General features: G+C 43.6%; 10 protein-coding genes and 2 pseudogenes. 6 read left to right on the top strand and 6 right to left on the bottom strand.

The annotated features are described in order from the left end of the window. Nucleotides 1-94 precede the first annotated feature (94 nt). Together JJQ94_RS00480 and JJQ94_RS00475 are read right to left on the bottom strand one after the other, a co-directional pair. Nucleotides 95-1,126, bottom strand: coding sequence for an IS110 family transposase (locus tag JJQ94_RS00480; protein WP_201435420.1), 1,032 nt, complete (start codon nucleotides 1,124-1,126; stop codon nucleotides 95-97). 598 nt (nucleotides 1,127-1,724) lie between these two features. Beyond that, nucleotides 1,725-2,006 (bottom strand): annotated as a pseudogene (locus JJQ94_RS00475) (MFS transporter); the annotation flags it as partial. On the opposite strand from JJQ94_RS00475, the pseudogene JJQ94_RS00470 reads away from it, so the two are divergent. The 3 genes and pseudogenes from JJQ94_RS00470 to JJQ94_RS00460 all read left to right on the top strand — a co-directional run. Next, nucleotides 1,999-2,718: pseudogene (locus JJQ94_RS00470) on the top strand (oxidoreductase); the annotation flags it as partial. The pseudogenes JJQ94_RS00475 and JJQ94_RS00470 overlap by 8 nt on opposite strands. A gap of 214 nt (nucleotides 2,719-2,932) precedes the next feature. Further along, nucleotides 2,933-4,828 carry an alpha/beta hydrolase family protein gene (locus JJQ94_RS00465; protein WP_099029596.1) on the top strand — a complete coding sequence of 632 codons (1,896 nt, stop codon included), beginning with the start codon at nucleotides 2,933-2,935 and terminating at the stop codon, nucleotides 4,826-4,828. 96 nt (nucleotides 4,829-4,924) lie between these two features. After that, entirely contained in the window at nucleotides 4,925-5,869 is a 945-nt protein-coding gene (locus JJQ94_RS00460; RefSeq protein WP_099029595.1) for a hypothetical protein, read from the top strand. Nucleotides 5,870-5,931: 62 nt separating this feature from the next. On the opposite strand, the gene JJQ94_RS00455 is transcribed toward JJQ94_RS00460, so the two are convergent. Together JJQ94_RS00455 and JJQ94_RS00450 are read right to left on the bottom strand one after the other, a co-directional pair. After that, nucleotides 5,932-7,638 (bottom strand): alkaline phosphatase D family protein, encoded by a 1,707-nt coding sequence (locus tag JJQ94_RS00455; RefSeq protein WP_099029594.1) that lies wholly within the window; start codon nucleotides 7,636-7,638, stop codon nucleotides 5,932-5,934. 106 nt (nucleotides 7,639-7,744) lie between these two features. Further along, nucleotides 7,745-8,668 (bottom strand): sensor domain-containing diguanylate cyclase, encoded by a 924-nt coding sequence (locus tag JJQ94_RS00450; RefSeq protein WP_099029593.1) that lies wholly within the window; start codon nucleotides 8,666-8,668, stop codon nucleotides 7,745-7,747. A 203-nt stretch (nucleotides 8,669-8,871) separates the two neighbouring features. Between JJQ94_RS00450 and JJQ94_RS00445 the strand changes: the two genes are divergently transcribed. The 3 genes from JJQ94_RS00445 (at nucleotide 8,872) to JJQ94_RS00435 (ending at nucleotide 13,731) form a co-directional block, all read left to right on the top strand. After that, the gene (locus JJQ94_RS00445) at nucleotides 8,872-10,047 is read left to right on the top strand and encodes an efflux RND transporter periplasmic adaptor subunit (RefSeq protein WP_099029592.1); all 1,176 of its coding nucleotides are present in this window, start codon (nucleotides 8,872-8,874) and stop codon (nucleotides 10,045-10,047) included. A 2-nt stretch (nucleotides 10,048-10,049) separates the two neighbouring features. Further along, nucleotides 10,050-13,223, top strand: coding sequence for an efflux RND transporter permease subunit (locus JJQ94_RS00440; protein WP_099029591.1), 3,174 nt, complete (start codon nucleotides 10,050-10,052; stop codon nucleotides 13,221-13,223). Nucleotides 13,224-13,362: 139 nt separating this feature from the next. After that, nucleotides 13,363-13,731: an MliC family protein gene (locus JJQ94_RS00435; protein WP_099029590.1), complete on the top strand. Its 369-nt coding sequence runs from the start codon at nucleotides 13,363-13,365 to the stop codon at nucleotides 13,729-13,731. 54 nt (nucleotides 13,732-13,785) lie between these two features. Here JJQ94_RS00435 and JJQ94_RS00430 read toward each other — a convergent pair whose 3' ends face one another. After that, nucleotides 13,786-14,214 (bottom strand): hypothetical protein, encoded by a 429-nt coding sequence (locus JJQ94_RS00430; protein WP_099029589.1) that lies wholly within the window; start codon nucleotides 14,212-14,214, stop codon nucleotides 13,786-13,788. A 101-nt stretch (nucleotides 14,215-14,315) separates the two neighbouring features. Further along, nucleotides 14,316-15,227 carry a protein translocase subunit SecF gene (gene secF / locus JJQ94_RS00425; protein ID WP_099029588.1) on the bottom strand — a complete coding sequence of 304 codons (912 nt, stop codon included), beginning with the start codon at nucleotides 15,225-15,227 and terminating at the stop codon, nucleotides 14,316-14,318. Between the last annotated feature and the right edge of the window lies 1 nt (nucleotide 15,228).

The raw sequence follows: 15,228 nt of genomic DNA, 5'->3' as shown, positions 1-15,228 counted from the left end.
CTCTATCTTGGCTTGTTCAATACTGGGGGTAATCTCAGTATACTTTTTGCTTTCTTTTTCTGTTTATCTTGATTTTTTCTTCTGTTACTCAGTGCTATGCCGCTAAGATTTTTGGCTCGTATGTTGAACCGTTTTTAAGTAAGGCATAGGCAGTTCTAACCGTTTTGTTGGCCAATGCAATGGCAACACATTTCACGCTTTTCTTGGCGAGTAGGTTTTTTATCCAGCGTTCTTTCTCTGTGGTCGCTTCTTTATGTTTTAGCCTGCTGACTACCGTTCTTGCACCGAGAAACAGGTTTTTCCTTAATGTATTGCCTCGTCTTTTGGGGATATGCCCTATCTTGGCTTTTCCGCCTGATGAGTGCTGGGTCGGTGTAACACCTGCACATGCTGCAGCCCCTCTGGCATCACTAAATTGTGAAGTATTGCCTAAAAAGGATAGCAGCTCTATCGCGGTAATTGGGCCAACGCCTTCTAATGCCATTAAACGCTGGCAACTGTCATTTTGCTTGGTTATCGCTTCAACTTGTTTATGTAGCTGTGCTTTAGCGTTGCTTTGTGTTTTATATAGGTCATAACTCACCGCGAGTGCTTGTTTTAATGCGATAGGGAGCGCATTTTCAGCATCTTCTAAAATATCTGGAACCGCTTGTGTTAACGCTGCATCGCCTTGATTAATGACAACACCAAACTCTAATAGCAATCCACGTATTTGATTTGAAAGCTGGGTCTTTTGTTTATCTACTAAGGTTCTCGCTTGGCTCAGTGACTGCAACGTTTGCTCTTCAACTGTCATGATTTTACAGGGCTTCACGTTGTATGCTTGGCTTGCACTGGCAATGGCGAGGACATCGTTTGCATCGGTTTTTTGGCCTTGCCTAAACGCTTTTACGAACTTAGGGGGAAGCAACATGACGTCGTGCCCCAGTGACAGTGCTTTGCGAGCAATATGCTGGGCGCTACCACAAGCTTCCATCACGACCTTTGAACCCTCGGTTTTTGCTAGCAACTCAAGCATAGGTTCGCGTTTCATTGGCTTATTAAACTTGAGTTTATTGCCTTTCAGCTGTGCCACCTGGAAAATGTTTTTTGCCAAGTCGATAGCAATTAAATTAGACTGTGTCATGTATGGACTCCTTATTTGGTAAAAGTGTTTTGCAATATCTTTATACCGTACTCTCCCGATAAGGGGGAGGAGTCCATACATCTCCTACTTTGGTGAGACTTAAATATTCGCTAAATCAGATTGCCTTTTCGTAGGCGCCACTTCACGTGGCGATCTTTAACAAAAGCTCGCAGGATTAACCTGCTCCTACTTTGTTGGAGCTTGAATATTTGGTAAATCAGATTGCCTTTTCGTAGGCGCCACTTCACGTGGCGATCTTTAACAAAAGCTCGCAGGATTAACCTGCTCCTACTTTGTTGGAGCTTGAATATTGGATAAATCAGATTGCCTTTTCGTAGGCGCCACTTCACGTGGCGATCTTTAACAAAAGCTCGCAGGATTAACCTGCTCCTACTTTGGTGAGACTTAAATATTCGCTAAATCAGATTGCCTTTTTGTAGGAGCCACTTCACGTGGCGATCTTTTAACAAAAGCTCGCAGGATTAACCTGCTCCTACTTTGTTGGAGCTTGAATATTTGGTAAATCAGATTGCCTTTCGTAGGCGCCACTTCACGTGGCAATCCCTTAGCAAAAGTCCGAATGATAAGCTACCACCTACTATACAGCTTGAGCCTTCAACAAAGAACTGTTATCTAGATAGCCACTAACACGGGTTGCTAATAAGGCTGCAGCGCTGATAAGTGCCCCTACCCAAGCGGTGTCCTGCAGCGACATATTTTCTACAATTTGGCCACCTAAGACAGAGCCGAGCGCAATTCCAACGTTGAAGGCAGCGATATTCAACCCTAATGCGATATCCACCGCTTTTGGACTAAACTTTTCAGCTAACTGTACAACATAGACCTGAAGGCCAGGTACATTTCCAAAAGCAAATGCTCCCCCTGATTTTATTCAAGCACAAACACCTAGAGCAATGACCCAAGCAGACATCAATAATGTAATGAACGAATATCGACACGCTGCACGCAACGCGATGCAAGCGGGGTTTGATGGAATTGAATTACATGCAGCGAATGGTTATTTGATCAATCAATTTTTAGACTCTCACTCAAATCAAAGGACTGATGGCTATGGTGGCTCTCTTGGTAATCGCATTCGCTTTTTGCGTGAGGTCGTGACGGCGGTGAGTGAAGAAATAGGCTATGACAAAGTGGGCGTTAGACTTGCGCCGCTTACTACCTTAAATGGTACAGTAGATGAAAACCCTGAGCAGACATACCTCGCTGCAATCAAACAGCTTAATGTGCTCAACGTATGCTACGTACACATCGCAGAAGCGGATTGGGAAGACGCGCCAGATATGCCTTTGAGCTTTAAGCATGCAATTAGAGAGGCATATAATGGCGTGCTAATCTATGCCGGAAAATATACGAAAGAACGCGCCCAACAAGCTCTTAATGAAGGTTGGACTGATATGATCGGATTTGGTCGCCCTTTTATCTCAAACCCAGATTTACCCTACAGACTCGCAAATGACTTGTACTTGAATGAACATCAGCCTGAGACATTATTCGGTGGTAGTGAACAAGGTTATACTGATTACCAGACCCACGCTTCAAACCCAATAAACGTGAAATGGACTAAAAGTTAGCTTTAAATCTGCGTACGAATTATTTAGTGCGTACGCAGTGCCAATAATGGCCATTTTAAGATGAGAACAATGTAACAAACTTTTGTGCTTGTTTTTCCTAAATTATCGCTAATGATAGTGTATACCAAAGCATTTAGATTGGAGTTTAGCCTCAAAATAGGGAATAATGTCGCCAAATTAAAGACACATAAAACATTCTACATCTTATCTAAAAATGAAAAATATAATTCTATTTGCTATTGCACTTTTATGCACTGGCTCTGCTAACGCTCAGTTACCTATTGAAAGTTACGCGCAACTCCCTAATATGAGTAAAGTTTCACTCTCACCCAGTGGTAAAGCAGTTGCGTATTTACAAAATTATGAAGGAAATCTCGTTCTTACTGTTCATGACCTAAAAACTCATAAAAAAAACTATATATTGCAAACTGATAATAAAACGATAGCACTTGGTTGGTACGATTGGGCCAGCGATGACATGCTCTTATTTGGTGCTAATTACACCAAAGTGCAGCGAGGCGTAAAGTACACAACATCTCGTTTATTTAAATTTGATTTAAAAAACCCTACGGATGAATTGGTTCAAATCAACCGTGCTTATCGCAATGAAATTCCTGCCCAATTTCAAGACGATGTCATTAGCATACTGCCAGAACAACCAAATAAGATATTGGTACAAACTGACTTCGATATGGCAAACAAGCCGAGCGTTTATATCTTAGACATAGCTAAAGATAGACGCGAGAAAGTTGTTCGAGCAAGAAGAAAAATATCTAGCTGGATAGCCGATCAACAAGGCAATGTAAGAATGGGTTATGGTTTTGAAGGGATCACTGCCTACTATATGCTCTATGATAATGAGACGAAGGATTTAACCGATTTCTATACCTTTCAGGCTCGTGGTCCGGAAGCTATCCATATTCTTGGATTTGATAAAGACCCAAATATTATTTACCTCACCGCACTTCATAATGGTAAAAATGCGCTGTTTAAAGCAGACATTACTAAGCGCCCGCTTTTACCTCAGCTTATTTTCTCCGATCCAGACTATGATTTTGATGGCAGTATCATTTATTCACACGACGGCAGAGCCATAGGCTTCAGCCATTCCAATCTTGATAACTCAAGAGTCTATTGGGACGAAGACCGCAAACTCCTACAACGCTCACTCAAGGCGGCATTACCAAGCTACGACACCGTTGTAATAAGTATGAGCGCGGATAATAAAAAATACATTGCGTACGGCGATTCTGACCAAGACTCTGGTACGTACCTGATTGGTGACAGAGAAACCAGCTCTTTAGCGGGGTTAGGACGTTTATATCCAGATATTACTGGTGACAATTATCTGGGCAAACAAAGGGTATCGTTTAAAGCGCGTGACGGCCTTGAAATTGAGGGTTACTTAACCCTACCTAAAGCATTCGATGCGGCTGCTCCCACAATCATCTTTCCACACGGTGGACCATACTCTCGCGACTACGCTGGCTTTGATTACTGGTCTGAACTATTGGCAAGCCGAGGCTTTGTGGTTTTCCAACCTAACTTTAGAGGCTCTTTTGGTTATGGCTTTGACTTCTTTAATGAAGCAAATCAAGGTTGGGGAGGAAAGATGCAAGATGACTTACAAGATGCGGCAAACTGGTTGATTGCAGAAAAGTATGCACTCAAAAATAAAATTTGTATAGGTGGTGCAAGTTACGGCGGCTATGCGGCACTAATGGCTGTGGTAAAACATCCTGAAACGTTTCAATGTGCAGCAAGTTTTGCCGGTGTTACAGACTTAGAATCGATAGTCAGTCGTGCACGCTTTTTCACAAACAAAGCGCTTGTTCGTGACCAATTTGGACAAGATACTGATAAACTTGAGGCACAATCTCCTGTTAACTACGCTAAGCAGATTAACCGCCCCGTGTTACTTATTCATGGTGATGACGATAAAGTCGTGCCTGTGAATCATAGTCGTGACATGGTAGATGAACTTGAAGATCATGACAAGAAGTTCAAATACATAGAGCTCGAAGATGGCAACCACCATCTGAGTTATCAAGCTCATAGAGTTAAGACGCTCACTGAGTTTTTAGCTTTTTTCGAAAAACATCTTAAGTAGCAAAGCGCCGCAATTAGCGGCGTTTTTTATTGAGAGAGCGACTTCTTCTGTCACAGAGTTGATGTATGATAGAGGCTAACATAAAGGAGAATTATTGTGCAGCTCGTTAAATTATTCGCCATGGCGTTGATGCCTATGCTCAGTGTATTTCAGGCCTCGGCAACGTCATTTTTAGTCTTTGGTGATATGCCCTATACGGAGATAGACAGAGGCATGCTGATGCCAAATGGTGCTCTGCATGAAAAGGTAAACGATATACAGCATGATTTTATGGTACACGTAGGTGATATGAAATCCGGTGCTGAGCCCTGCACTGATCAACTGCTTAAAGATAATTATGCCCTGATCTCAAGTGTGAGTAGTCAACCATTTATATTCACGCCCGGAGACAATGATTGGACAGACTGCGACCGTGAAACCCTGATCCCTAGGTTTGATGAGTTAGAAAGATTGGATTTCATCCGTAAACACTTTGCGGTGCAAATACCTGACCTTCCAAAGTTTAAACGTCAGCAAACAGTACCTGAAAATCAATCTTGGATAGTGGATGATGTGCAGTTTTTAACTTTGCATGTACCAGGCACCAATAATGGTCGCAGACAAATCTTATTATCCGATAAAAAAGTAGTGCACGAAGAGTCTCATCGTCGTGATGTAGAGAATATTAAGTGGTTAGATAGCTTGCTGATGCCAAGCCATAAAGCCGCGGTGATATTTCTACAAGCTGACCTTTATCAAAAAGAGAAGCACTCAGGACGTTGTGATAAAAACTCAAAAGCTAAGTGCGATGGTTATCAGTTATATCGAGAAACACTTGCAGAATATGCCGCTCAACTCAGTTATCCGTTGCTGTTGATACATGGAGATACGGGAGAGTTTTGTTTTTCTGAACAGTCAAAGAATTTATGGCGTCTTAACGCCCCTGGAGACTTTCAATATTTAGATATTGCAAAGGTTAAAGTTAAGGGAGGTAAAAAGAAGCCATTTAAGGTAACACCGCTTCTTTCAAAAGATAAAATAGCTAAATGCAAGGGGCTGTAAAGCCCCTTTACGCACCTTTTACGCAGCAGTACATAAAGCGTAGCGCGAATAGCTTGCCGTACCTACAGTAAAAGCTCGCGCTGTTTATTGTGGCTTTCAAACTGCTCTTGCTTAACTGTATTGACAAAATGCCACTCACTTTCCACCTTCTCTTTTGTGAAATTAAGCGTTAAATAACCACGCTGATGAATATTGGCATATTCAAGGTCATCGACTAGTAATTGCAATACCTCAGCGAATTGTAGCGCCTGCTCATCGCCTAATTGTAAGTAATGCTCAAGCCCTGGAGAACTGACAGAAGCAGTCGCATATTCTTGACCACAAACAGCTCCGCTTGCATCGCAGAGCTTACCAGACCACGCGTTGTGTGTATCTCCAGCAACGACAACTAAATTTTTACTGGCCGCTTTTGCTGTTTGTAAAATCACTTCACGTTCAACCGGATAGCCATCCCATGCATCCAAATTATAAGGTGCGGTAAACGTGACTCGTGCTTTTTCTTGTTCTGACAACGTTGAGTCACCAGCAAGCATTCTCCCCTTTATTTGAGCAAGCTCTGTTAATTGCGTCGACATTTGTGCCGAAGGATTGGCTAGAGACACGAGCAGCTCGGCTGGGATCATCATTTTGGTCATCAATACTTGTTGCCCTAAGACTTGCCATTTCGCTGCAGATGTCTTTAAGTTATCTGTGAGCCAAGTCAATTGGTTTACGCCTAAAAGCTGTTGCGAAGGCGCGGTGAGATCCGCCTGAAATCCGGCAAAATCCACTTGTCCTGTTGTAGGGTCAATATAATCTTGATAGTCGAGTGCTTTAGCGCGGCTCTCATGACGAGTATCTAGCATATAAAGTGATAACAAGTCGCCAAATTCAAATTTACGATAGAGGCTCTCAAGTTGATCCTTAACCATAGGGCGCAAAGGCATCCATTCATAGTAGGCTTGCAGTGCGGCAAGCTTTCGGGCTGTGTACTCCCCTTCTCCTTCGTTATGGTTTTCAGCGCCATCCATGTATGAGTCATTACATACTTCATGGTCGTCCCATACCGCAATAAATGGTGTACTGGCGTGGAGAGCTTGCAGCCCAAGGTCCGTACGATATTTTGCATAGCGACGACGATAATCATTTAATGAAATAATCTCGTTCGCATTATCTGCATCTAGTCCTCGCCCCATGGCGTCGGCATTTTCAGTGGCATACCCACCCATACCATATTCGTATATGTAATCACCTAAATGTAACACCGCGTCTAAATCGCTGCGTTTTGCAGCCTCTGCGTAGACATGAAAGTAACCTGCTGGATAATTTGCACAAGACATGACGGCAAGTTTTACCTGAGCTACATCGTTAACGGGTAAGGTTTTGCATTTACCTATGGGGGAATGCGTTTCCTTAGTGACGAAGCGATAAAAGTAGCGGCTATTTGCAGTCAGGCCATTAAGATCTACTTTAACGGTGTAATCGTTTTTTGCTAATGCGGCGAGCTGGTGGCTTTGTAGTAAGACGCCAAAATCTTCAGATTCTGATACTTGTAGAGTGACATCCACACTGTTAGGTGTACCTTCTGGAGTGACTCGCGTCCATAATATAATGCTATCAGCTAAAGGATCGCCACTTGCGACACCATGGTTAAATGCGACAGCAAAATCGTTGCTTGCAACCGCTTTACTATCACTGCTGCCGCAACCTACTAACGAGACGCTAATTGTCGCTGCGCCAACGCCCATTAATGCACTTTTGATAAAATCTCGACGGGTAAAACTTGCCATTATTATTGTTCCTTAACTGCAAAATGCGCCATATTGGGCGCACTTATCTACTACTTGAAGGAACTAGCTTAGTTAAGCATTATTACAATTTAACGATTGGCCTTAATTAGTGCGGATTTGGAACAACTCGATTTCTGCCACTGCTTTTGGCTTCTAGTAACATTGTATCTGCACGACGAATAATGCTCTCAACGCCAGACTCACCCGCGCCAAATTCAGCAACCCCAAATGAACTGGTAATATCGACCTCTTCACCTACCGCAATTTGAAATGATGCCTGCTCTATCATAATGCGCGCCCGCTCGGCGACTAAGATTGCCCCCTCTAAGCCGGTATTAGGCAGTACCAGGGCAAATTCCTCTCCACCTAGTCGAGCTATTAAATCCGTGTCTCGTAAAATTTCAGAGAGTAGCGAACTCACGTGAACCAGCACTATGTCCCCCGCTTCATGGCCAAATTGCTCGTTAATTGCACGGAAATTATCGAGGTCGGTCAGTATCACACTAAATGGTGTTCTGTAACGTTCATATAACCTAATTTGACTGTCAATTTTATCGCTTAGCTGCCTACGACTGGCGACGCCCGTTAATGGGTCAGTTTTGGTAATAAAATCAAGCTCTTTACGTAAGTGAGCGAGTTCGCTATTCATTGCTTTTGTTGTGGTAATGTTGTCTCCGTAGATAACAAAGGCATCATCTTGCAGCGAAAAACATCGTAATCTGAAGAACTCACCGTTTAAGGTATCAATTTCAATTTCTGGATAGTCTAATTCACAGCCGTTGCTTAAGCCTAAAAACCATTCCGTGAGTTCATCCCCGTCGATTCTGTCATCAAACGTATCGTCTGTTTGTGGGTCGAAGATATTACTCAGTGTACGCCCTGTTATGTGAGACGAGGGTTGTCCGATTAGCTTTGTCATTGCTTTATTACAAAATTCAAGAACCGACTTGTTACTAACAATAGCAACTGCATCGTCACTTTTATTGAGCACGCCACTCAGTAGGGATTGTAAATGGTTAGCGTTAGACATAATTCAATTCCGTTAGGCTTTTTGTTATTTTAAATCAATCGAGAAGATTTATCTTAGATCTCGCGCAAATCACACAAAAAAGACATTTGGGTTTCGTTATTTACATTGATTGATTCTAATTTGGCACCAATCATATTCCATTTCACTTATATTTTATGCAACAAATGAAACGTATAGTTACCTCCATACACAAAGGAGGAACTATGTTAAAACCAACGCAACTCGCAACGATTATTTCTGCTTTGCTACTGCTAAGTGCATGTGGCGAAGCTGAGCAGGCAAGCAGTCAAACTCCGCCTCTACAACCAATTGATGTAGCGGCAACACCGCAAATTAGCATTGCTGATTGGCACACCTATACAACACGCCTTTCTTCTCCGAACGAAGTCGCACTTCGCGCTCGGGTCACGGGAGTGATCGGCTCGGTAAACTTCAAAGAGGGAGATACGGTGCACCAAGGCGATGTTCTATTTGAGCTGGACGATAGAACTTTCTTGGCTGAGGTTGCCAGCCTTGCCGCACAAGTGAAACGTGCCGAAGCGGCCCTTTCGCAAGCAAAAAGTGAGTCGGCGCGTGCGCTTCGATTAAGCAAGCAAAAAGCGATTTCAACCGAAGAAGTCGATGCCCGTGTTTCGCTTACCGCGCAGCGTGAAGCTGAATTAGATGCGCTTAGCGCTTCATTTAAAGCAGCTCAGCTAAACTTAGAGTTTAGCAAGATCACGGCACCAATCAGCGGTAAAATTTCATTTGCTGAGGTCACTCAAGGTAATACCATTAGAGCAAACGACACTTTGCTTACTACGATAGTCGCAACCGATAAGATGTATGCGTACTTTGATATCGACGAGCGCACTTGGAATAGCCAGTTTGCATCAGTGACGGAAGGTGAGCCACTTCCTGTGAAATTACAGCTACTGGGCAGTGAGTCACAGCCAGTCATGGGTGAGCTAGACTTTATCGACAACGCTATTGATGACCACTCCGGAACCCTAAAAGTACGCGCTTCTTTTGATAATCACAGTGGACAACTACGAGCTGGCTCGTTTGCGCGAGTGAGTCTTTCATCCGGTGAGCAAAACGAGCGAGTATTAATTCCAGACCGCGCAGTGGGTACAGATCTTAAAAATCGCTTTGTTCTAGTCGTCAACGACGCAAATACACTTGAATATCGTCTAATCACACTCGGTAATCGCTATGGCGAATTTCGTGCTGTTGAATCGGGTTTAGCCGCAGGAGAGCGTATCGCTGTGAATGGCCCAGCGCGTGTAGGCCCAGGCATGCCGATAAACCCAAACTTAGTGACGCTTACCTTGCCAGGTAACATTGCCACAGAAGTGGTTGCGATGACGCCAAGCGATTCTTCACAAGGATTAAACTAATAATGAAATTTTCCCATTTTTTCATTAAGCGGCCTATTTTTGCGGCGATGATGTCGCTCGTGATATTAATCGCAGGGGCCATTTCCCTTTTTCAGCTTCCCGTGAGTGAGTATCCAGAGGTAGTACCGCCGACGGTTGTGGTATCTGCAACCTACCCCGGTGCAAACCCAAAAGTCATTGCTGAAACCGTTGCAACGCCGCTTGAGCAAGAGATCAATGGTGTTGAGAACATGCTGTATATGTTTTCTCAAGCAACCAGTGATGGTCGTTTAACGCTTACTGTGACTTTTGCACTTGGTACTGACCTGGACCGTGCCCAAGTTCAAGTACAAAACCGTGTAAATAGCGCTATTCCAAGATTACCGCAAGAAGTACAACGTTTAGGGGTTGTGGCTGAGAAGGCGTCACCAGATCTCACTATGGTGGTGCACTTGGTATCGCCAAGTGGCTCGCATGATACAAGCTACCTCTCTAACTATGCCGATATTTATGTCAAAGATCAGATAGCGCGCTTGCCGGGAGTGGGTGATGTAAAGCTATTCGGCGGCGGTAAATACGCGTTGCGGATATGGCTAAACCCTGAGCAACTGGCTGAAAGAAACTTAACCGCAAGCGATGTGGTCCGAGCAATCCAACAACAAAATCGCCAAGTGGCAGCTGGCTCTTTGGGTGCTCAACCCACAACCAATGAAAATCAATTCCAAATTCTGTTAAACGTTAAAGGCCGTTTGGCAGATACCAGTGAATTTGGCAATATTATTGTTAGCGTATCAGGCGATGGTGCGATCACTAGACTCAAAGACATTGGCCGAGTTGAGCTTGGACAAGATAACTACGCGTTAAGAGCTTTGCTAGATGGTAACGAAGCGGTGGCAATGCCGATTTTCCAGCGTCCTGGTTCTAACGCGATAGAGCTGTCGGATCAGGTGCGTGAAACCATGAAAGAGTTATCGACACGTTTTCCTGAAGGGGTTGAATACGATATCGTTTACGATCCGACAATTTTTGTTCGTGGCTCAATCGATGCGGTAATTTCGACATTATTAGAAGCCATCGTACTTGTTGTATTGGTTGTTATCTTATTCTTGCAAACATGGCGCGCTTCTATTATTCCGCTGGTGGCAGTGCCTGTATCGTTAGTTGGTACTTTTGCCGCAATGCAGTGGCTTGGTGTTTCTATCAATACTTTGTCGTTGTTTGGTTTGGTACTAGCAATTGGTATCGTAGTCGATGATGCCATCGTCGTGGTTGAAAACGTTGAGCGTAATATTGAAAACGGCCTTGCGCCCTTTGAGGCGACTAAACAAGCGATGTCAGAGGTGACAGGCCCTATTATAGCGATTGCATTGGTGCTTTGTGCAGTGTTTATTCCAACTGCATTTATTACTGGGTTGTCAGGCCAGTTTTATAAACAGTTTGCACTCACGATCACGATTTCGACGCTGATCTCGGCGTTTAACTCATTAACACTATCACCGGCGCTAGCTGCACTACTGTTAAAGCCGCACGGCGCTAAACCAGACAAACTCACAATGGTGTTAGATAAATTGTTTGGTCAGTGGTTATTCAAACCGTTTAATCGCTTTTTTGATAAGGCCGCTCACGGCTATGTTGGACTGGTAAAAAAACTTATTAGACTGAGCACCATTGTTTTGGTGGTTTATTTAGGGTTAATTTTTGCCACCACTAAGTTGTTTAGCACAATCCCTGGTGGCTTTATTCCACAGCAGGACAAACAGTATCTTGTTGCGATTGCACAACTGCCAGACGCTGCAAGTTTGGATAGAACAGAAGCCGTTGTACGCGAGATGGAACAAATTGCACTACAGACTCGAGGCGTTTTACATTCCGTGTCTTTTCCTGGGCTTTCAGTAAATGGCTTTACAAACAGCCCAAATAGCGGGATTGTATTTGTTGCCCTAGACAAATTTGAAAATCGCACATCGCCAGAGTTGTATGCGTCTTCAATCGCTGCGCAGCTTAATCAGAAGTTTGCCATCATAGATGAAGCGTTTGTCGCGGTTTTCCCACCGCCACCAATACAAGGGTTAGGCACCACTGGTGGTTTTAAACTGCAAATTGAAGATAGAGCAAACCTTGGCTTTGAGAAGCTATTCTCGGACTTACAAGCAGTGATCGCAAAAGCGCAGCAGCAACCGGAGCTAATGGGACTGTACTCAAGCTTTAGGATCCAAGTACCACAAATGGACATTGATATCGACCGTGAGCAAGCAATGGTACAAGGCGTACCGCTCGAGGAAGTGTTTAATGCATTACAGATCTATTTAGGTTCAATGTACGTCAATGACTTTAACTTATTTGGCCGCACTTATCAGGTCACCGCTCAGGCTGACGCGAACTTTCGCTCAGATCCTGCACAAATTTTGTCTTACAAAGTAAGAAACAACTATGGTCAAATGGTGCCACTTGGCGCGGTACTCAAAGTCACGCCGACAACGGGACCTGATCGTGTTATGCACTATAACGGGTATCCTACTGCCGAGTTAAATGGCAGCCCTGCGCCCGGCTATTCTTCGGATCAAGCGCAAATGGCAATTGAAGCGGTGCTAAACGAAACGCTTAGCGAAGGCATGGCATTTGAGTGGACTGAAGTCACCTATCAGCAGATCCTAGCGGGTAACGTGATGGTGTATATCTTCCCACTGGTTGTACTCTTGGTATTTATGGTTTTGGCATCGCAATACGAAAGCCTAAAGCTACCATTTGCAATCATTCTCATTGTGCCAATGACGATACTGTCAGCATTGGTTGGGGTATGGCTAACAGGCGGCGATAATAATATCTTTACCCAGATTGCTCTTATCGTTTTGGTTGCTTTGGCGTGTAAAAACGCAATCCTAATGGTGGAATTTGCCAAAGAAGAGTACGAGCAAGGCAAGACTAATTTGGAGTCAATTATTGAGGCATGTAAACTACGTTTACGACCTATTCTGATGACGTCGATTGCCTTCACCGCAGGAGTTGTACCTTTGGTACTTGCAACTGGTGCGGGTGCTGAAATGCGCGAAACTATGGGGATTGCAGTATTCTCAGGAATGATAGGGGTTACCTTATTTGGTCTATTGTTTACGCCTATTTTCTTTATGGCGATGACTAAGCGATTATACACGCCGAAAATACGCGAAGCGCAGAGTACTATTCCAGTAAACGATTAATAACTTGTAATCATGTTCAAAGGCCCATTGGGCCTTTTTTATGCTGCTTTTTATTTCCTTGTAATCGCACTATTCACCTTAACTTCATCCGTTTACGCTAAATTATCAGATACCGTCTTTTTCTCGCCGGAGTCTGTTTATGAAATCTCAAATTGCCTTTGCTGTTTTAATTACCGCTGTTCTCAGTGCATGTGGCGAGGACACTTCAAATCGTAAAATTGAGCTTAGTGAAACACTTAGTCGCTATCAATGCGATAATAATTCGGTGATAAAGGTTGACTACAACGACAGTGATAAAGCAACTGTCCATTTTAACGAACAAGTGGTTAAGATGAAGATTGCTCGTTCAGCCAGCGGTGCAAAATATCAAGGTGATGGGTTTGTATGGTGGACAAAAAATAACGAAGGCATGTTGCTTAGACAGGAAGAAGATAAAAACAACCGCATCATCGCACGTTGCGAGATGCGGCCCAATGAAGCCTTAACAGTGAAGGCGCAATCAAACTGATTATAAATGCTCGTCCCAATAGGCAATGTCACTTATATATAGAATTAGGATGTCTTATACCGACAACTTTTCAGGTGTAGCTAAAGTACTTTTTACAAACTCAATGGCAGCGCTTACATCAGCAAATAAAACTTGATTTAATGGTTCTGGCATACCTATTTCTTTGCGCATTTTTTCAATCTGGCTTTTCGCAATTGCCGACTTCAACACATACGCAGCACTAACACAGCCTAACTGCAAACAGCGCTTTGCTGTGTTTACCAGTAACTTGTAGGCTTCTGGTGTCGCAGCTATGGCCTTTTCCGAATAACTTATGTAACCCCATGTCGATGCGTGGATCTCAGTTCGACATTGCTCTAATGCCCTAGAAAAATAATGGATCATAGACTCATTAATATTTCCTTCGAAACAGGCAAAGAGGATATTTTGCTCGGTCCAGAGGGTTACTTTCCCGCACCGAGTTTGATAACTATATTTTGACATTAATCCTTATCCGGCTCCTTTCGAAGTGCGGATTATACATCAGCACGACAAGGTTAAAAAAGAGCAATTGCTACTTTTTTAACCTAAATCGGATATAACGCTTATGGCTCAGCGAGTTGCTGTTTCGCTGCCTCAGATTCTTCTTTTAGGTAGTTATTAAATGACAACCCTAGAAACTGCGGTAAAGTTGCGCTAATTGCCAAGGAAGACAAAGTACCAATGAGAATGCCACAACACAACGCCATGGCAAAACTATTAAGTCCAGCACCGCCTAACCACCATATCGCTAACACCGTTGTGAGCGTCGTTAATGAGGTGATAAGCGTGCGGCTCATTGAATCCTTTATCGCTTGGTCTATGGTATTGCCCACGGGGCTGGTTTTCCACTGCTCTTCGAACAAAAGCTCCCTAACTCTGTCACCAATTACAATCGAATCGTTGAGTGAGTAACCAATAATCGCCAGCAGCGCTGCAAGCACAGTTAAGTCAAACTCTACTTGCGTTATTGCAAACAAACCAAGCGTCACAATCACATCATGAAAAAGCGCGATACTTGCGGAGACTGCCAAGCGCCACTCAAATCTAAACGCCAAGTAAATCAATACACTAAGTAATGCGAATATACCTGCAAGGCCACCTTGTTCGATTAACTCATTACCCACCTGCGCACCAAGATAACTGGCGTCTAATACGCTTGCTTGCCATTGTGTTTCAAGTCCTTCTATCCACTGTTTGACGTGTGTTTCATCGGTGGACTGAGGGGTTTGGAAAACTCGCCAGCTACCATCGTTTTGTAGATCGATTCGCGCATCTTGAACACCAAGCTCAGCTAGCTTGTTTTGCATTTCTGTTTGGCTCTTTTGCTTGGGTAAGTCGATAACCGTAACGTAACCGCCGGTAAAGTCTTGGCCTAATACAATGCCTTTTTGGGCGATGGCTATGAGACTTGCAAGGACAAGTAACAATCCAGAAATTAGCCCGACGAATCTTGCCTTTTGCGTCTTACTTGTCATT

The organism is Pseudoalteromonas sp. GCY (genome assembly GCF_016695175.1).
GTDB lineage: Bacteria > Pseudomonadota > Gammaproteobacteria > Enterobacterales > Alteromonadaceae > Pseudoalteromonas.
Note: the sequence above shows the minus strand (reverse complement) of the source record. Positions and strands in the feature narration are given on the sequence as shown.